This window comes from Polynucleobacter difficilis (assembly GCF_003065365.1).
GTDB lineage: Bacteria > Pseudomonadota > Gammaproteobacteria > Burkholderiales > Burkholderiaceae > Polynucleobacter > Polynucleobacter difficilis.
Genome location: NZ_CP023276.1, coordinates 1,610,470 through 1,624,325, shown reverse-complemented (window position 1 = coordinate 1,624,325; position 13,856 = coordinate 1,610,470). Strand labels below are relative to the sequence as shown.

Annotated in this window: 12 protein-coding genes; 9 read left to right on the top strand and 3 right to left on the bottom strand. The window is 52.0% G+C overall.

Annotated features, from left to right (window positions below):
* Nucleotides 1-74 precede the first annotated feature (74 nt).
* Genes polA through AOC34_RS08250 form a run of 3 tightly spaced genes read left to right on the top strand, consistent with a single transcriptional unit; the run spans nucleotide 75 to nucleotide 4,566 of the window.
* Complete coding sequence (gene polA / locus AOC34_RS08260; protein WP_108469614.1) at nucleotides 75-2,909, top strand: DNA polymerase I; 2,835 nt, start codon at nucleotides 75-77, stop codon at nucleotides 2,907-2,909.
* Nucleotides 2,910-2,932: 23 nt separating this feature from the next.
* Nucleotides 2,933-3,796 (top strand): dienelactone hydrolase family protein, encoded by an 864-nt coding sequence (locus AOC34_RS08255; RefSeq protein WP_234408086.1) that lies wholly within the window; start codon nucleotides 2,933-2,935, stop codon nucleotides 3,794-3,796.
* The gene (locus tag AOC34_RS08250) at nucleotides 3,793-4,566 is read left to right on the top strand and encodes a ZIP family metal transporter (RefSeq protein ID WP_108469612.1); all 774 of its coding nucleotides are present in this window, start codon (nucleotides 3,793-3,795) and stop codon (nucleotides 4,564-4,566) included. Before AOC34_RS08255 ends, AOC34_RS08250 begins: the two co-directional genes overlap by 4 nt.
* A gap of 23 nt (nucleotides 4,567-4,589) precedes the next feature.
* On the opposite strand, the gene AOC34_RS08245 is transcribed toward AOC34_RS08250, so the two are convergent.
* Together AOC34_RS08245 and AOC34_RS08240 are read right to left on the bottom strand one after the other, a co-directional pair.
* Complete coding sequence (locus AOC34_RS08245) at nucleotides 4,590-5,432, bottom strand: sulfurtransferase (RefSeq protein ID WP_108469611.1); 843 nt, start codon at nucleotides 5,430-5,432, stop codon at nucleotides 4,590-4,592.
* Between the two features lie 64 nt (nucleotides 5,433-5,496).
* A complete protein-coding gene (locus AOC34_RS08240; RefSeq protein ID WP_108469610.1) occupies nucleotides 5,497-6,594 on the bottom strand; it encodes an aromatic ring-hydroxylating oxygenase subunit alpha in 1,098 nt (365 codons plus the stop codon).
* Nucleotides 6,595-6,797: 203 nt separating this feature from the next.
* Here AOC34_RS08240 and xseB point away from each other — a divergent pair, with 203 nt between their 5' ends.
* Genes xseB through dxs form a run of 3 tightly spaced genes read left to right on the top strand, consistent with a single transcriptional unit; the run spans nucleotide 6,798 to nucleotide 9,829 of the window.
* Complete coding sequence (xseB, locus tag AOC34_RS08235; protein WP_108469609.1) at nucleotides 6,798-7,031, top strand: exodeoxyribonuclease VII small subunit; 234 nt, start codon at nucleotides 6,798-6,800, stop codon at nucleotides 7,029-7,031.
* 4 nt (nucleotides 7,032-7,035) lie between these two features.
* Entirely contained in the window at nucleotides 7,036-7,920 is an 885-nt protein-coding gene (locus AOC34_RS08230) for a polyprenyl synthetase family protein (RefSeq protein WP_108469608.1), read from the top strand.
* 19 nt (nucleotides 7,921-7,939) lie between these two features.
* On the top strand, nucleotides 7,940-9,829 hold the full coding sequence (gene dxs, locus AOC34_RS08225) for a 1-deoxy-D-xylulose-5-phosphate synthase (protein ID WP_108469607.1): 1,890 nt from the start codon (nucleotides 7,940-7,942) through the stop codon (nucleotides 9,827-9,829).
* On the opposite strand, the gene tsaD is transcribed toward dxs, so the two are convergent.
* Nucleotides 9,815-10,867, bottom strand: a complete 1,053-nt coding sequence (gene tsaD / locus AOC34_RS08220) for a tRNA (adenosine(37)-N6)-threonylcarbamoyltransferase complex transferase subunit TsaD (protein WP_108469606.1) — start codon at nucleotides 10,865-10,867, stop codon at nucleotides 9,815-9,817. The two genes, dxs and tsaD, sit on opposite strands and share 15 nt — an antisense overlap.
* Before the next feature lie 73 nt (nucleotides 10,868-10,940).
* On the opposite strand from tsaD, the gene rpsU reads away from it, so the two are divergent.
* The 3 genes from rpsU to dnaG all read left to right on the top strand — a co-directional run bounded on the left by rpsU (nucleotide 10,941) and on the right by dnaG (nucleotide 13,689).
* Nucleotides 10,941-11,153, top strand: a complete 213-nt coding sequence (gene rpsU, locus AOC34_RS08215; RefSeq protein ID WP_011903537.1) for a 30S ribosomal protein S21 — start codon at nucleotides 10,941-10,943, stop codon at nucleotides 11,151-11,153.
* 135 nt (nucleotides 11,154-11,288) lie between these two features.
* Nucleotides 11,289-11,735: a GatB/YqeY domain-containing protein gene (locus AOC34_RS08210; RefSeq protein ID WP_108469605.1), complete on the top strand. Its 447-nt coding sequence runs from the start codon at nucleotides 11,289-11,291 to the stop codon at nucleotides 11,733-11,735.
* Nucleotides 11,736-11,760: 25 nt separating this feature from the next.
* Nucleotides 11,761-13,689, top strand: a complete 1,929-nt coding sequence (dnaG, locus tag AOC34_RS08205) for a DNA primase (protein WP_108470127.1) — start codon at nucleotides 11,761-11,763, stop codon at nucleotides 13,687-13,689.
* Nucleotides 13,690-13,856 lie beyond the last annotated feature (167 nt).

Sequence of the window (13,856 nt, the reverse complement as noted above, 5' to 3'; positions counted from 1 at the left end):
ATCTCAAGCCAGCTCCTCAGCCGAGATGGCAAGGAATTGGCAACAAGTAAGTAACTAGATTGTACGATTGCGGTATGACTAAACATAGACTCTTGTTGGTAGACGGCTCCAGTTACCTGTATCGGGCCTTTCATGGCATGCCAGACCTCCGAAATGCGGCTGGAGAGCCTACTGGAGCGGTCTATGGCATGGTTAATATGATGCGGCGTGCTAGGGCCGAGATCCAGGCAGACCACTTAGCCTGCGTTTTTGATGCCAAAGGCAAGACCTTCCGGGATGAAATGTACCCCGAATACAAGGCAAATCGCAGTTCCATGCCGGAAGACCTGGTCGCGCAAATTGAGCCGATTCATGAACTGGTCAAGGCCTTAGGCTGGCCCGTTTTGGTGGTTTCAGGGGTGGAAGCGGACGACGTCATTGGTACGCTGGCCAGACAAGCTACTGAGGCAGGCTGGGACACCATCATCTCGACTGGGGATAAGGATTTGGCGCAACTGGTTAATCCATCGGTATCGCTGATTAATACGATGACCGATGAAAAGCTCGATGTGGATGGGGTGATACAAAAGTTCGGGGTACCGCCCGAGCGCATTGTCGACTACCTCACCATCGTTGGCGATGCGGTGGATAACGTACCTGGAGTACCTAAGGCTGGGCCGAAGACCGCAAATAAGTGGCTCGCCGAATACGGTGACTTAGATCAGTTAATGGCATGTGCGGATGAAATCAAAGGCGTAGTGGGTGATAACCTCCGCGCCAGCCTGCCATGGTTATTGCGCGCGCGTGAACTACTCACCGTTAAATTGGACTGCGATCTCAATGAGCATATCCCTGGCCTCGATGATTTGCATGCCAAGCCAGAAAATTTACCCGCATTAAAAGAGTTCTTCGAGCGCTTTGCATTTAAAACCTGGTTACGTGATGTGGAGAAGCGTTTGAGTGAAGAAGGTAGTGGCGCAGTAACTACTACTTCATCAAGCGAAGCTCCCACATTCGATTTGGTTGGCAATGTTGATTCGCCATCCAAAGCAAGCCCATCAAAATCAATGCAAGCGCCAGCGCTCACGCCAACGATTCCAGCAAAAGACGCTACGCAGCAAAACGCGATTGAGCGTCGATACGAATGCGTGGTTGATCAGACAAGACTCGATGCATGGCTCGCCAAAATAGCCGCTGCTGATTTGGTATGCGTTGATACGGAAACTACTGGGCTTGACGCATTGGTAGCCGAACTCGTTGGCATTTCACTTAGTGCGGAAGAGGGCGTTGCCTGTTACATCCCATTGGCACACCGCACCGGCGAGGATCAACTCGATCGCCAATCGGTCTTGGATCAAATACGCCCGTGGCTAGAGGACCCCAAGCGCCACAAAGTCGGACAGAATCTCAAGTACGACGCCCACATTTTTGCGAACTACGGTATTACCTTGCGCGGGATACAGCACGACACCTTGTTGGAGTCCTATGTTTTGGAATCCCATTTGGCCCACAATATGGATAGCTTGGCGGAGCGCCACTTGGGTGTGAAGACCATTCGCTACGAAGAAGTGTGCGGTAAGGGTGCACATCAAATTGGCTTTGATCAAGTCGACCTGGCAACAGCAACCAACTATGCAGCAGAAGATGCCGATATTACTTTGCGCCTGCATCATTTTTTATGGCCGCAGATTGAAAATAGCCCTGGCTTGCGCTACGTATACGAACAGATCGAAATGCCCGCCATGCGCGTCCTGGGAGTGATGGAGCGCAATGGCATTCGGATTGACTCGGCGCGTTTAGCGGCCCAAGGACTCGAAGTAGGTAAGCGACTGTTGGCCTTAGAGGGCGAGATTCATGCGCTTGCAGGGCAGCCATTTAATATTCAGTCGCCTAAACAAATTGCCGAGATTCTGTTTGGGCAATTGCAGTTACCGGTGATTAAGAAAACACCATCAGGCGCCCCGTCGACCGATGAAGAGGTATTGCAAAAACTGGCGGAGGACTTTCCCTTGCCTGCGAGGATTTTGGATTACCGCGGCCTGGCAAAACTGATGTCGACCTACATTGAGAAATTGCCACGCATGGTCAACCCCAAAACTGGGCGCGTGCATACCAATTTCTCGCAGGCCGTTGCAGTGACTGGGCGCTTGGCATCAAGCGAGCCCAATATGCAGAACATTCCGGTTCGTACCGAGGAGGGTCGGCGGATACGCGAAGCGTTTGTGCCAGCGGCAGGTTGTAAGTTACTGTCTGCCGATTATTCGCAAATTGAACTGCGCATCATGGCGCACATTGCGGAAGATGACAGTTTGTTAACCGCATTTGCAGCGGGTAAAGACATTCATCAGGCAACTGCCGCTGAAATTTTCGGCATTCCGCTCGAGCAAGTATCGTCAGAACAACGTCGCTATGCCAAGGTGATTAACTTTGGTTTGATTTATGGCATGAGTGCGTATGGCCTTGCTGGCAATTTAGGTATTGAGCGCGCCGCTGCACAAAAATACATTGCCACTTACTTTGAGCGTTACCCCAGCGTAGCCCACTACATGGAGGAAACCAAACTGCAGGCACGAGAGCAGGGCTATGTCGAAACGGTCTTTGGTCGGCGGCTTTGGTTGCCCGAGATTAAGGGGTCTAATGGCCCCCGCCGGCAGGGCGCCGAACGCGCTGCTATTAATGCGCCGATGCAAGGCACTGCTGCGGATTTAATTAAATTGGCGATGGTAGCGGTACAGAATTGGCTCGAGACCGAAAACCTGAAAACACGGATGTTGCTGCAAGTGCACGATGAACTGGTCTTTGATGTGCCTTTAGACGAGCTGGATTACGTACAAAAGGCCCTGCCGGGACTGATGTGCTCGGTGGCAACACTGAAGGTACCTTTGCTGGTTAGTATCGGTGTCGGTGATAATTGGGAAGAAGCGCATTAATCAAATGAAATGAGGAGATGAATATGAGTACTAATCGAAGAGACTTCATGAAGGCGTCGGCTGTAACAGCAACTGGCCTGGGCGTCGGTTTTGTTGCAGCATCCCAACCCGTTTTAGCGCAGGCAATTAAAACCGACTTTGCCGGTATCAAAGCCGGCGAATTATCCATTCCATCGGGCAGCATTCAGATGCCTGCTTACGTATCTCGCCCTGAAAAGGCGAAGGGACCGCTACCGATCGTGATTGTGTGCAGCGAGATTTTTGGCGTTCATGAATACATTGCGGATGTCACCCGCCGTTTTGCGAAGTTGGGTTACCTGGCGATTGCCCCCGAATTTTTTGTGCGTGCGGGCGATCCCAATACCTATGGAACCGTAGCCGAAATTTTTAGCAATATTGTTGCGAAAACACCGGATGTACAGGTTTTGGGTGATATTAAAGCAGCGATTGCATGGGCCGGCGCCAATGGCGGCGATGTGAAGCGCGTCGGCGTTACCGGTTTTTGCTGGGGTGGGCGCATTACGTGGCTTTCCGCCACCATGCCTGAAGTTCGGGCAGGCGTTGCCTGGTATGGCCGTTTGGTCGGTGAAAAAACAGTCGGCAACCCACGCCATCCCGTCGACATTGCGGCAGAACTGAAGGCCCCTGTACTTGGCTTGTATGGTTCAGCTGATACCGGCATTCCACTGGAAAGCGTCGATAAGATGCGTCAAGCATTGGCTGCTGCAGGATCAAAAAATCTCGCAGCCAAAGCATCGCGTTTTGAGATTTACCTTGATGCGCCCCATGCGTTTCATGCCGATTATCGTGAGACCTACCGTGCTGGTCCTGCAGCCGATGGCTGGGTGAAGTGCCTCGATTGGTTTAAACGGAACGGAGTGGCATGACCGCTCTGCAGCTCATCGTTTTAGTAACAGCAGGCGCAGGTCTCTCCAGTGTTCTGATTGCAGCTAGCCTATCGCTGGGTGTTTTGGCGAAGCTCGTTGACCGCATGGTGAGTATTTCAGTTGGCATTTTGCTGGCTACTGCCTTGCTGCATTCATTGCCTGAAGCATTTGAGATGCCCGGGGTAGATGCCCATGTACTCTTTGGCGTTCTGCTTGCTGGCTTGCTGGGTTTCTTTTTGCTTGAGAAAGTCGCACTACTGCGCCATAGTCATCATCACGAGGGCGATGGCCACGACCACCACCATGGACATGATGCAGAAGAGGCCGGTCAAAGCGGTTGGATGATTTTGATTGGCGATGGTCTGCATAACTTCGTGGATGGTGTATTGATTGCCGCCGCATTCATGGTTGATTTTGAGGTGGGCATGTTTACGGCAATTGCGATCGTGGCACATGAAATTCCACAGGAGATTGGTGACTTCATTGTGCTGATTAATGCCGGCTTCTCACGCATGCGGGCGCTTCTTTACAACATCATTAGTGGCGCTCTATCGGTTTTGGGCGGCGTACTTGGCTTTTACTTTTTAGAAAAAGCCAATGCGGCTATGCCGTACTTGCTCGTGATTGCCTCGAGTGGATTTATTTATATTGCCGTGAGTGATTTAATTCCGCAAATGCACCGCAGATCCCATTGGCGGGAGTCTCTGCGTCAAATCGCCCTGATTGGCTGTGGTGTTGGCCTCGTTGTATTGCTCTCGCGCGGACACTAAGCAGCCCCACAAGAACGGGCGATCTAGGTGGTAGCAATCGGCCGTTTTGGATCGGCGCACCACTCACTCCAGCTGCCAGCGTATAAACGCGCTCCAGATAAGCCGGCCACTTCCATCGCCAGTAGATTATGGCAAGCACTCACGCCAGAGCCGCACTGATTGATCACCTTGCTTGCAGGAGTGCTGCCCAGCAAGGCTTTAAATTCAGTGCGCAAGACCTCAGGTGATTTAAATTGCCCTGCGCTCAGATTGTGTTTAAAGAATCGATTCAGCGCCCCTGGAATATGGCCGCCGATGGGATCCAAGGTTTCATTTTCCCCGCGAAAGCGATCCTCAGCACGCGCATCGATCATGCAATGACCCAGTAAATTCGGATCTGCAATGCATTCTTCAATGGCGTCTACTGTGACTGCGCCCGCCCAATCCTGCGGAGCCGGAGTTACTTTTAAAGGCTCAATCACTGGTGGAATGGTGCCAATCGAGCCATTCCATGCCGAGAGGCCACCATCCAAGACTTGGACATGCGCATGCCCACTGGCTTTGAGCATCCACCACAAACGGCTTGCATAGACCGAGCCGTGATTATCGTAGGCAATGACGGTTGTTTTTGGATCAATACCAAGGCGCTGCTTTGTATCTGCCCACGCTTGGGGGCTCGGAAGTGGATGACGACCGTTGCTCCCGGTTTTTGCAGCAGAGAGATCGCGATCCAGATCGACGTAAATGGCACCCAATATATGCCCTGCGTTATAGGCTTCACGACCCGCTTGCGGATTGGTTAAATCAAAGCGGCAGTCGCAGATCAGAATATCTGCGCCGGTATTAACGAGCTCTTCTAATTGATTGGGCGTGATGAGTGGGTGCATAGCGCAAGCTCCTTATGGGTCGTCGGTAAAAAATAGTCTACCGTGAATACATCTGCCGGCCTAGTTAAAACTGCATCTCCCGGCGATACCATTCATGGAAATGCTGCATGCCGTCTTCCATCGGACTTTGATAGGGGCCAACTTCGTTTACGCCCCGTGCGAGGAGCGCGGCGCGACCCGCATCCATGCGCTCTGCAATCTCATCATCCTCGGTGCAGGTTTCCATATATGCGGCGCGCTCAGCCTCGACGAACTCACGCTCAAATAGGGCGATTTCTTCGGGGTAGTAAAACTCCACAATATTGCGGGTTTTATTGGGTCCCAGGGGATGCAGTGTGGAGATGCACAGCACGCTCGGATACCACTCGACCATTACATTGGGGTAGTAGGTCAACCAAATAGCACCATGCCGCGGGGGCTTATTGCCATGGTGGCGCAGCACTGCGTCATGCCATTGGCGATACACGGGAGAGCCCGGATTGGCGAGGTTTTTATGGATGCCCACGGTTTGTACGCTATGCCAATCACCGAATTCCCAATGCAAGTCTTCACAGGAGACAAATTGACCAAGCCCCGGATGAAACGGCACCACATGGTAATCCTCGAGGTAAACCTCAATGAAGGTTTTCCAGTTGTAGTTGCACTCATGCACCTCAACGTGGTCGAGCATGTAGCCCGTAAAATCCAAATCGTCGGCAACACCTAATTTGCCCAGGTCTTTTACAACATCGCGTGGACCTTCAAACAGCATGCCTTGCCAATTTTGCAAAGGCGATTTACCTAAATGCAAGCAGGGCTTATCGCCAAAATGAGGCGCTCCCAGCAACTGCCCCTCTAAGTCATAGGTCCAGCGGTGCAAAGGGCAAACGATGGTATCGACTTGACCTGAGCCATTGAGCATGAGCGCCTGACGATGGCGGCATACATTGGAGAGGAGTTCAACGCCTGTGCTATTTCGAACCAGTAAGCGACCTTCGTTCTCGGCGGAAAGGGTGCGGTAGGAGCCTTGATCTGGAACCATGAGTTGATGACCAACATAGCCCGGGCCCTGCTTAAAAAGCAGAGCCATTTCGCGCTGATATAGATCAACGTCAAAGTAGGCCGAGACCGGCAACTGCAGATTGGACGGCGCAAGTTGCTGCGCGGTAGCCAGATTAGTCATTCTCCCCACCCCCGAAAAAGTCAGCCGAAGCTAAGCGGAACAACCAATCCAACCATCGAAAGATCGATATTGGAAAGGAAGGAGGGGATTATACCCACCGATGACTGGGGCTCGCTTTTATAGGAAGACGCTGCTTTGGTGGAAAATCAGGCATGATTTAGGCATACGAGCCATATAACCCCCTTATTTTCCGGAAACTGCACATGCCAGCAAAAAAATCCGATGCCATTGCCAATGGCATAGAGGTGCAAATTGACCCAGCCCTGCGCTATGAGCAGGCAGTCAAAGAACTTGAAAAACTGATTGCCGATATGGAGTCAGGTCAATATTCCCTTGAAGAAACCTTGGCCGCTTATCAGCGCGGTGCCGCTTTATTGCGCCATTGCCAGGGTGTCTTAGCGCAAGTCGAGCAACAGGTTCGGGTATTCGAGGCCTAATCCCATGACATTTGATTTTGGAGTGTGGTTACAGGCCGGCTCGGCGCGCGCCGAAACAGCTTTGGATCTTCGTCTTGATTCAGCCCAGTTACTGCCGCAACGCTTGCATGAGGCCATGCGCTATGCCGCCCAAGGGGGCGGTAAACGGATTCGTCCTTTATTGGTGTTTGCTGCGGGTGAGCTGGGTAAGTCCAAGCCTGAGGTACTCGATGCTGCTGCAGCCGCCATTGAGATGATTCATGCCTATTCCTTGGTGCACGATGATCTACCGTGCATGGATGACGATGATTTACGTCGCGGGCGCCCTACCGTACACAAAGCATTTGATGAGGCAACGGCACTTTTGGTTGGCGACGCCCTGCAAACGAAAGCGTTTGAGGTATTAGTGGCCACTAAAGGCACGGCGGAGATGCGCTTATCTCTGATTGGTGAGTTAAGTAAAGCCTCAGGCTCCCTTGGTATGGCTGGTGGGCAGGCGATTGACTTGGAGAGCGTGGGCCAAAAAATTGATCTCACTGCCCTCAAGCAAATGCACGCCATGAAAACCGGTGCTTTGCTGAGCTGTGCCGTTCGCATGGGCGCGATTGCTGCCGAGCTGGATGCAACTGCGCTGACTCAATTGACGCAATACTCGACTGCGCTCGGGCTGGCTTTTCAGGTGGTGGATGATGTGCTGGATGCAACTGCCGATAGCCAAACTTTGGGTAAGACTGCCGGCAAAGATGCGGCAGACGATAAACCAACCTACGTCACGCTGATGGGCTTAGAGTATGCTCAAAACCAAGCGAAAGAATTACAAGCCCATGCTTTAGATAGTCTTGCATCGTTTGGTCCCAAAGCAGATGCACTGCGCGCACTGGCGCGGCTTGTAGTAGAGCGCACACACTAATTATTTTTTTAACTACGTTCTGACTACGATGATGTTGAATACGATTAATGATCCTGCTGATTTGCGTAAATTGGAACGCGAGGCGCTGCCAGCCCTTGCCGATGAGCTACGTCAGTTTGTCATTGATTCGGTATCCAAAACCGGCGGACACTTATCGTCTAACTTAGGTACGGTCGAGTTATCGATTGCGCTCCATTACGTATTTGATACGCCACGTGATCGCATTGTGTGGGACGTCGGGCATCAAAGTTACCCCCATAAAATTTTGACGGGTCGCCGTGAGCGCATGAGTACCCTGCGCCAATTTAATGGCCTCTCTGGATTTCCGCGCCGCGCAGAAAGTGAATACGATACCTTCGGCACTGGCCATTCTTCGACAAGTATTTCTGCGGCCATGGGCATGGCTAGGGCAGCGCAAACCAAAGGCGAGCAGCGGGTTGCAGTTGCGGTCATAGGTGATGGCGCCATGAGCGCCGGCATGCCGTTTGAAGCCATGAATAACGCTGGTGTCTACGATGACTTGCCCTTGATCGTGATTTTGAATGACAACGACATGTCGATTTCGCCCGCAGTGGGGGCGCTCAATCGCTATCTCGCGCGCCTACTCAGCGGCAACATTTATTCAGCAACCAAAAAAGGCATCGATAGCGTTTTATCGATTGCGCCACCATTGCGCGAGTTTGCTAAGCGCTTAGAGGACCATGCGAAGGGCATGGTATCGCCATCGACGATTTTTCAAGAATTTGGTTTTAACTATTTTGGTCCGATCGATGGCCACGATTTAGATGCTTTGCTGCCCATGCTGCAAAACGTTCGACGACTAGCTCTGGAAGGCGGCGGCCCACAGTTTTTGCATGTGGTCACGCGTAAGGGCCAAGGGTACATGTTGGCAGAAGCCGATCCGGTTCTGTATCACGGCCCCGGTAAATTTAATCCCTCCGAGGGCATTCAAAAAGCAAGTAATACCAAGCAAACCTTTACGCAGGTATTTGGTGAGTGGCTGTGCAATATGGCGCATGCCGATCCGCTGCTAGTTGGCATCACGCCTGCTATGCGCGAGGGATCGGGCCTCGTCGAGTTTGAAAAGCGCTTCCCTGATCGCTATTACGACGTTGGCATTGCAGAACAGCATGCCGTTACCTTTGCTGCAGGCATGGCCTGTGAAGGCATGAAGCCAGTGGTGGCGATTTATTCCACCTTTTTGCAACGCGCCTACGACCAACTGATTCATGATGTAGCGATTCAGGATTTGCCAGTGGTGTTTGCGCTCGATCGCGCTGGTTTAGTGGGTGCCGATGGTGCGACCCATGCTGGCGCGTATGACATTCCCTTCTTGCGCTGCATACCGAACATGCTGGTGATGACTCCGGCAGATGAATCCGAGTGCCGCGATTTACTCACTACAGCCTATCGTCAGCCGCACCCAAGTGCTGTGCGTTACCCGCGGGGCTCCGGGGCTGGCGTCAAGCCTTCAGCTGAATTGCGTAGTGTGCCTTTGGGCAAGGGCGAGGTACGGCGTGAGTCAACTGCAGCTGCTGGCAAACGGCTTGCCATTTTGGCGTTTGGAACATTGCTGTACCCTGCGCTTGATGTGGGTGAGCTACTTAATGCAACCGTAGTGAATATGCGTTTTGTAAAACCCTTGGACGTCGATTTGCTGAAAGCGGTTGCTGCCAACCATGACTACCTCGTGACGATTGAGGACGGCGCAATTATGGGGGGCGCTGGTAGTGCTTGCTTAGAGGCGCTCATCCAATTGAATATCAATAAGCCAGTATTGCAATTGGGCCTGAAGGATGAATTCATTGAGCATGGTGATTACAACTTATTAATGTCGCGTTGCGGTCTGGATGCGGATGGCATTAAGACTTCAATTACCGCTCGCTTCTCATCGTTAAGCGGCAGTTAAATCCCAACGCGGTTTAACGTCAAAGGCGGCAGTACCACCGTCCTGGTGCCCTGCAAGCAAACGCAAGGCCCCCGCAAAAGCAATCATGACGCCGTTGTCGGTGCAAAGCTGCAGCGGCGGGTAGTGCACCTGAAACTGATCGCGTTGTGCACGTGCATTGAGCGCCGCTCTAAGTTGTTTGTTAGCACCCACTCCGCCAGCCAAGACCAAATCACGGTAGCCCGTTTGTTTTATAACTTTGGCCGACTTCTGTACCAATACATCCACTAGAGACTCAACAAAGGCATGGGCTAGATCGGCATCAAACTGCGCTTTATCGTCCGGGCTGTCAGGGCTAAAGCGATTGACTTGATTGAGGACGGCTGTTTTGAGTCCTGAAAATGAAAAATCTAAGTCACCTGAATGGAGCATTGGCCGGGGTAAATCAAAGCGCCCTGGTTTGCCACGTTCCGCCAAGAGCGATACCGCAGCGCCGCCGGGGTAGTCCAAGCCCAATAATTTGGCCGTTTTATCGAATGCCTCACCGGCGGCATCATCGACGGTTTCCCCAAGAAGTTCGTATTGCCCGACCCCTTCCACTGCCATCAGTTGGGTGTGGCCACCCGATACCAAGAGGGCAATAAATGGAAAACGGGGGGCGGATTCACCCAAAAGGGGGGAGAGTAGGTGGCCCTCAAGGTGGTGCACGCCAATCGAAGGTTTGTTTAAAGCCAGTGCCAGGGACCGGCCAAAGGCGGTCCCCACCAAAAGGGCCCCAGCAAGTCCCGGGCCTTGGGTATAGGCAATGGCATCAATCGACTCCAGGGGCAGGCTGGCCTCGTCTAAAGCCTGCTCAAGCAGGGGTAAAACCCGCCGAATATGGTCTCTGGAGGCTAATTCGGGGACAACGCCCCCATACTCACGGTGCATGGCAACCTGAGAGTGGAGGGCCTGGCCTAATATGCCTAGGCCGGCCGCTTGGCCTGCTTCCCAGTTTTTTGTGTCATAAACCGCGATTCCGGTCTCGTCACAGGAAGTTTCTATGCCCAAAACGATCATTTTTAGTTAAGCCGTGCTAGAATCCGTGATTCAGTTAATTTCGATTATTCGAGCATATACGAGTTAAACCAGCATGACTACAGTCCGCCTTCGCGAAAACGAGCCTTTTGAAGTGGCATTACGCCGTTTCAAGCGCACCATTGAAAAAAACGGTCTTTTGACTGACTTGCGTGCCCGCGAGTTTTACGAAAAGCCAACTGCAGAGCGCAAGCGCAAAAAAGCTGCTGCCGCAAAACGCCATTACAAGCGTATTCGCAGCCAGATGTTGCCTAAAAAGCTCTACTAAGAGGGCAGCCCGAATACAGGCACTCAATTTATAGAGTTGCCAACAAGCCCGCTGACGGTAAAACGCAGCGGGTTTTTGTTTTTTTGTTGTGGTACTAATAGACACCAAGAGATTCAATACACGCAAGGAAATGCAATGAGCCTGAAAGACCAAATCACCGAGGATATGAAAAACGCCATGCGCGCTAAAGAGGCCGAGCGTTTAGGTGCAATTCGCCTTTTGCTGGCAGCCATCAAACAGCGTGAGGTTGACGAGCGCGTGGTAGTGGATGACGCTGGCGTAATTGCGATTGTTGAAAAGTTAATCAAGCAGCGCAAAGATTCCATCAGTCAGTTTGAAAAAGCAGGCCGTGCAGATTTAGTGGCGATCGAAGCGGCTGAGATGGCCATCATGCAAGCCTACTTACCGGCGCAGTTATCCGATGCCGAGGTCGCTGCCATTGTGACCGCAACCATCAAACAACTTGGCGCAAGTGGACCGCAGGACATGGGTAAGGTGATTGGTGCGCTTAAGCCACAACTAGCAGGCAAAGCCGATATGGGCGCGGTATCTGGCCTCGTGAAAGCGGCGCTCGCTCAGTAAGCCCAAAGCAAAGAGCATCATGGGCATGATCCCTCAATCGTTTATTGCGGATTTATTAAATCGAGTTGATATCGTCGACGTCGTTGGGCAGCACGTTAAGTTAAAAAAAGCAGGCGCCAACTACCAAGGCCTGTGCCCATTCCATCAAGAAAAGTCCCCGTCATTTTCCGTATCGGCGACAAAGCAGTTCTACCACTGCTTTGGTTGTGGTGCGCACGGTTCTGCCATCGGCTTTTTAATGGAGTACTCCGGACTTGGTTACGTTGAAACGATTGAAGAGCTCGCACGATCTGCCGGACTCACGGTACCGCGTGAAGAGCGCACCGCCAATGATGTGGCCAGGCAACAGCAGGCCCTCGCTTTAAGTGAGGTTATGGGCTTAGCAGCTGATTGGTACAAAAATCAATTAAAAGCCGCGCCGCGCGCAATCGATTATTTAAAAAGCCGCGGCCTTACCGGTGAAGTTGCGAAGCGCTACTCACTCGGGTACGCGCCCGATGGTTGGCAAGGTCTAGAAGCTGTGTTTGGAAGCTATGCTGACGACGCTACTGCTAAGCCCTTACTTGAAGGTGGTTTGTTAATACAAAGTGAAACCAGTGAGTCGAGCCAAACGGCGCGGCGCTATGACCGCTTTCGCGATCGCGTGATGTTTCCGATTCGGAATCACAAGGGACAGGTAATCGGTTTTGGTGGACGCATCCTGGACCAAGGCGAGCCAAAGTATTTGAACTCACCTGAGACGCCACTCTTTTCTAAAGGCAATACCTTGTATGGTTTGTTTGAGGCGCGCCAAGCGATTCGGGCGCAAGAGTACGTCTTGGTTTGCGAAGGCTATATGGACGTGGTGGCCTTAGCGCAATTGGGCTTTCCAAATGCTGTAGCAACTTTAGGTACTGCATGCACCGCCAATCACGTGCGCATGTTATTGCGCCAAACCGATCGGATTGTGTTTGCGTTTGATGGGGATGCCGCCGGCCAACGCGCAGCGCAGCGGGCGCTTGAGGCGTGCTTGCCATTAATGTCAGACGATAAAGAAATCCGATTCTTATTTTTACCAACTGAACACGATCCCGATAGTTACGTTCGGGCATATGGTGCACCCGCATTTGAAAAAGCCATTAAAGAAGCGACGTCATTTTCAGGATTCTTTTTTAAGATCGTGAGCGAGGGCCATGACTTAACCTCGCCTGAAGGCCGCGCGCAAACCCACCATGCTGCTAAGCCTCTGTTTTTATCGATGGCACCGATTGCCTTGCGCTCCCAAATGCTGCGCGAAGTAGCCATTCGAACATCCTCCACCGCGGCTGAGTTAGAAGCATTTTGTGGGTTAACGATTGCGCCAGCAGTGCGCAGCAGTAATCCAGCGCAGGGAACAACGGCAGTGCAAAGTGGCACTGGAGTACGAACCCAATCCAGTACGTGGCAGCCCGGTAAAGGCTACAGTAAAAAACCAGCTGCACCGGTGATTCCACCACCCAATGCGCCAATGGATTTAGCCGAGCAAATTTTGCGCGTGCTGATTCAGTTTCCACATTTGGGTAAGGGCCTCAATAGCGATCAACGTCAATTAGTCTTGGCAGCAGCGGAGCAGCGCTCAGCTAATGCATTGATGCTCATGACCGATTTGATCAAGCAGTGCGATCAATTGGATTATTTGCCCAATCCATCGAGCGCAGAATCAACTCCAGGTACCGGTGCATTTGCATTGTTTCAGGAGCAACTTTCCCGGAGTGAGCTGGCATCGATGTATGAGGTGCTGCGTAAACGCGTGATGGAATCCGATTTGGATGCAGCCGGCGCTGCTGCTGACCTGGACGGAGCCCTGAAAAAGCTCCATTTGCTGCAACTGAAAAATGAAATGACCGCCATTACCCAGCGCATTTCCAGTGGTGAAGCCTCCGATGCGGATCGGGCGCGGTATCGCGAGCTCGGCGAACGGCTGAAGTTTTCCTAAAAAAAGCCCCTTAAGCTCCTTAGGCCTGTAAAAATTAGCGGTTTAAGCCCGTTTATTGCTGATTCCAGCGTCAGAAAACACTGAATCGACTATAATCCTCTGTTCAGAGAAAAAATACGATTTAATTCAGTCACTTGCGTCATTAATTTGCATTTATTGACGGTAGT

Bases quoted from the DNA above. Each gene is read 5' to 3' on its own strand.
- dnaG (WP_108470127.1), top strand. From the start codon at position 11,761: ATGATCCCTCAATCGTTTATTGCGGATTTATTAAATCGAGTTGATATC.
- AOC34_RS08250 (WP_108469612.1), top strand. From the start codon at position 3,793: ATGACCGCTCTGCAGCTCATCGTTTTAGTAACAGCAGGCGCAGGTCTC.
- rpsU (WP_011903537.1), top strand. From the start codon at position 10,941: ATGACTACAGTCCGCCTTCGCGAAAACGAGCCTTTTGAAGTGGCATTA.
- AOC34_RS08230 (WP_108469608.1), top strand. From the start codon at position 7,036: ATGACATTTGATTTTGGAGTGTGGTTACAGGCCGGCTCGGCGCGCGCC.
- AOC34_RS08210 (WP_108469605.1), top strand. From the start codon at position 11,289: ATGAGCCTGAAAGACCAAATCACCGAGGATATGAAAAACGCCATGCGC.
- tsaD (WP_108469606.1), bottom strand. From the start codon at position 10,867: ATGATCGTTTTGGGCATAGAAACTTCCTGTGACGAGACCGGAATCGCG.
- AOC34_RS08255 (WP_234408086.1), top strand. From the start codon at position 2,933: ATGAGTACTAATCGAAGAGACTTCATGAAGGCGTCGGCTGTAACAGCA.
- xseB (WP_108469609.1), top strand. From the start codon at position 6,798: ATGCCAGCAAAAAAATCCGATGCCATTGCCAATGGCATAGAGGTGCAA.
- AOC34_RS08240 (WP_108469610.1), bottom strand. From the start codon at position 6,594: ATGACTAATCTGGCTACCGCGCAGCAACTTGCGCCGTCCAATCTGCAG.
- AOC34_RS08245 (WP_108469611.1), bottom strand. From the start codon at position 5,432: ATGCACCCACTCATCACGCCCAATCAATTAGAAGAGCTCGTTAATACC.
- polA (WP_108469614.1), top strand. From the start codon at position 75: ATGACTAAACATAGACTCTTGTTGGTAGACGGCTCCAGTTACCTGTAT.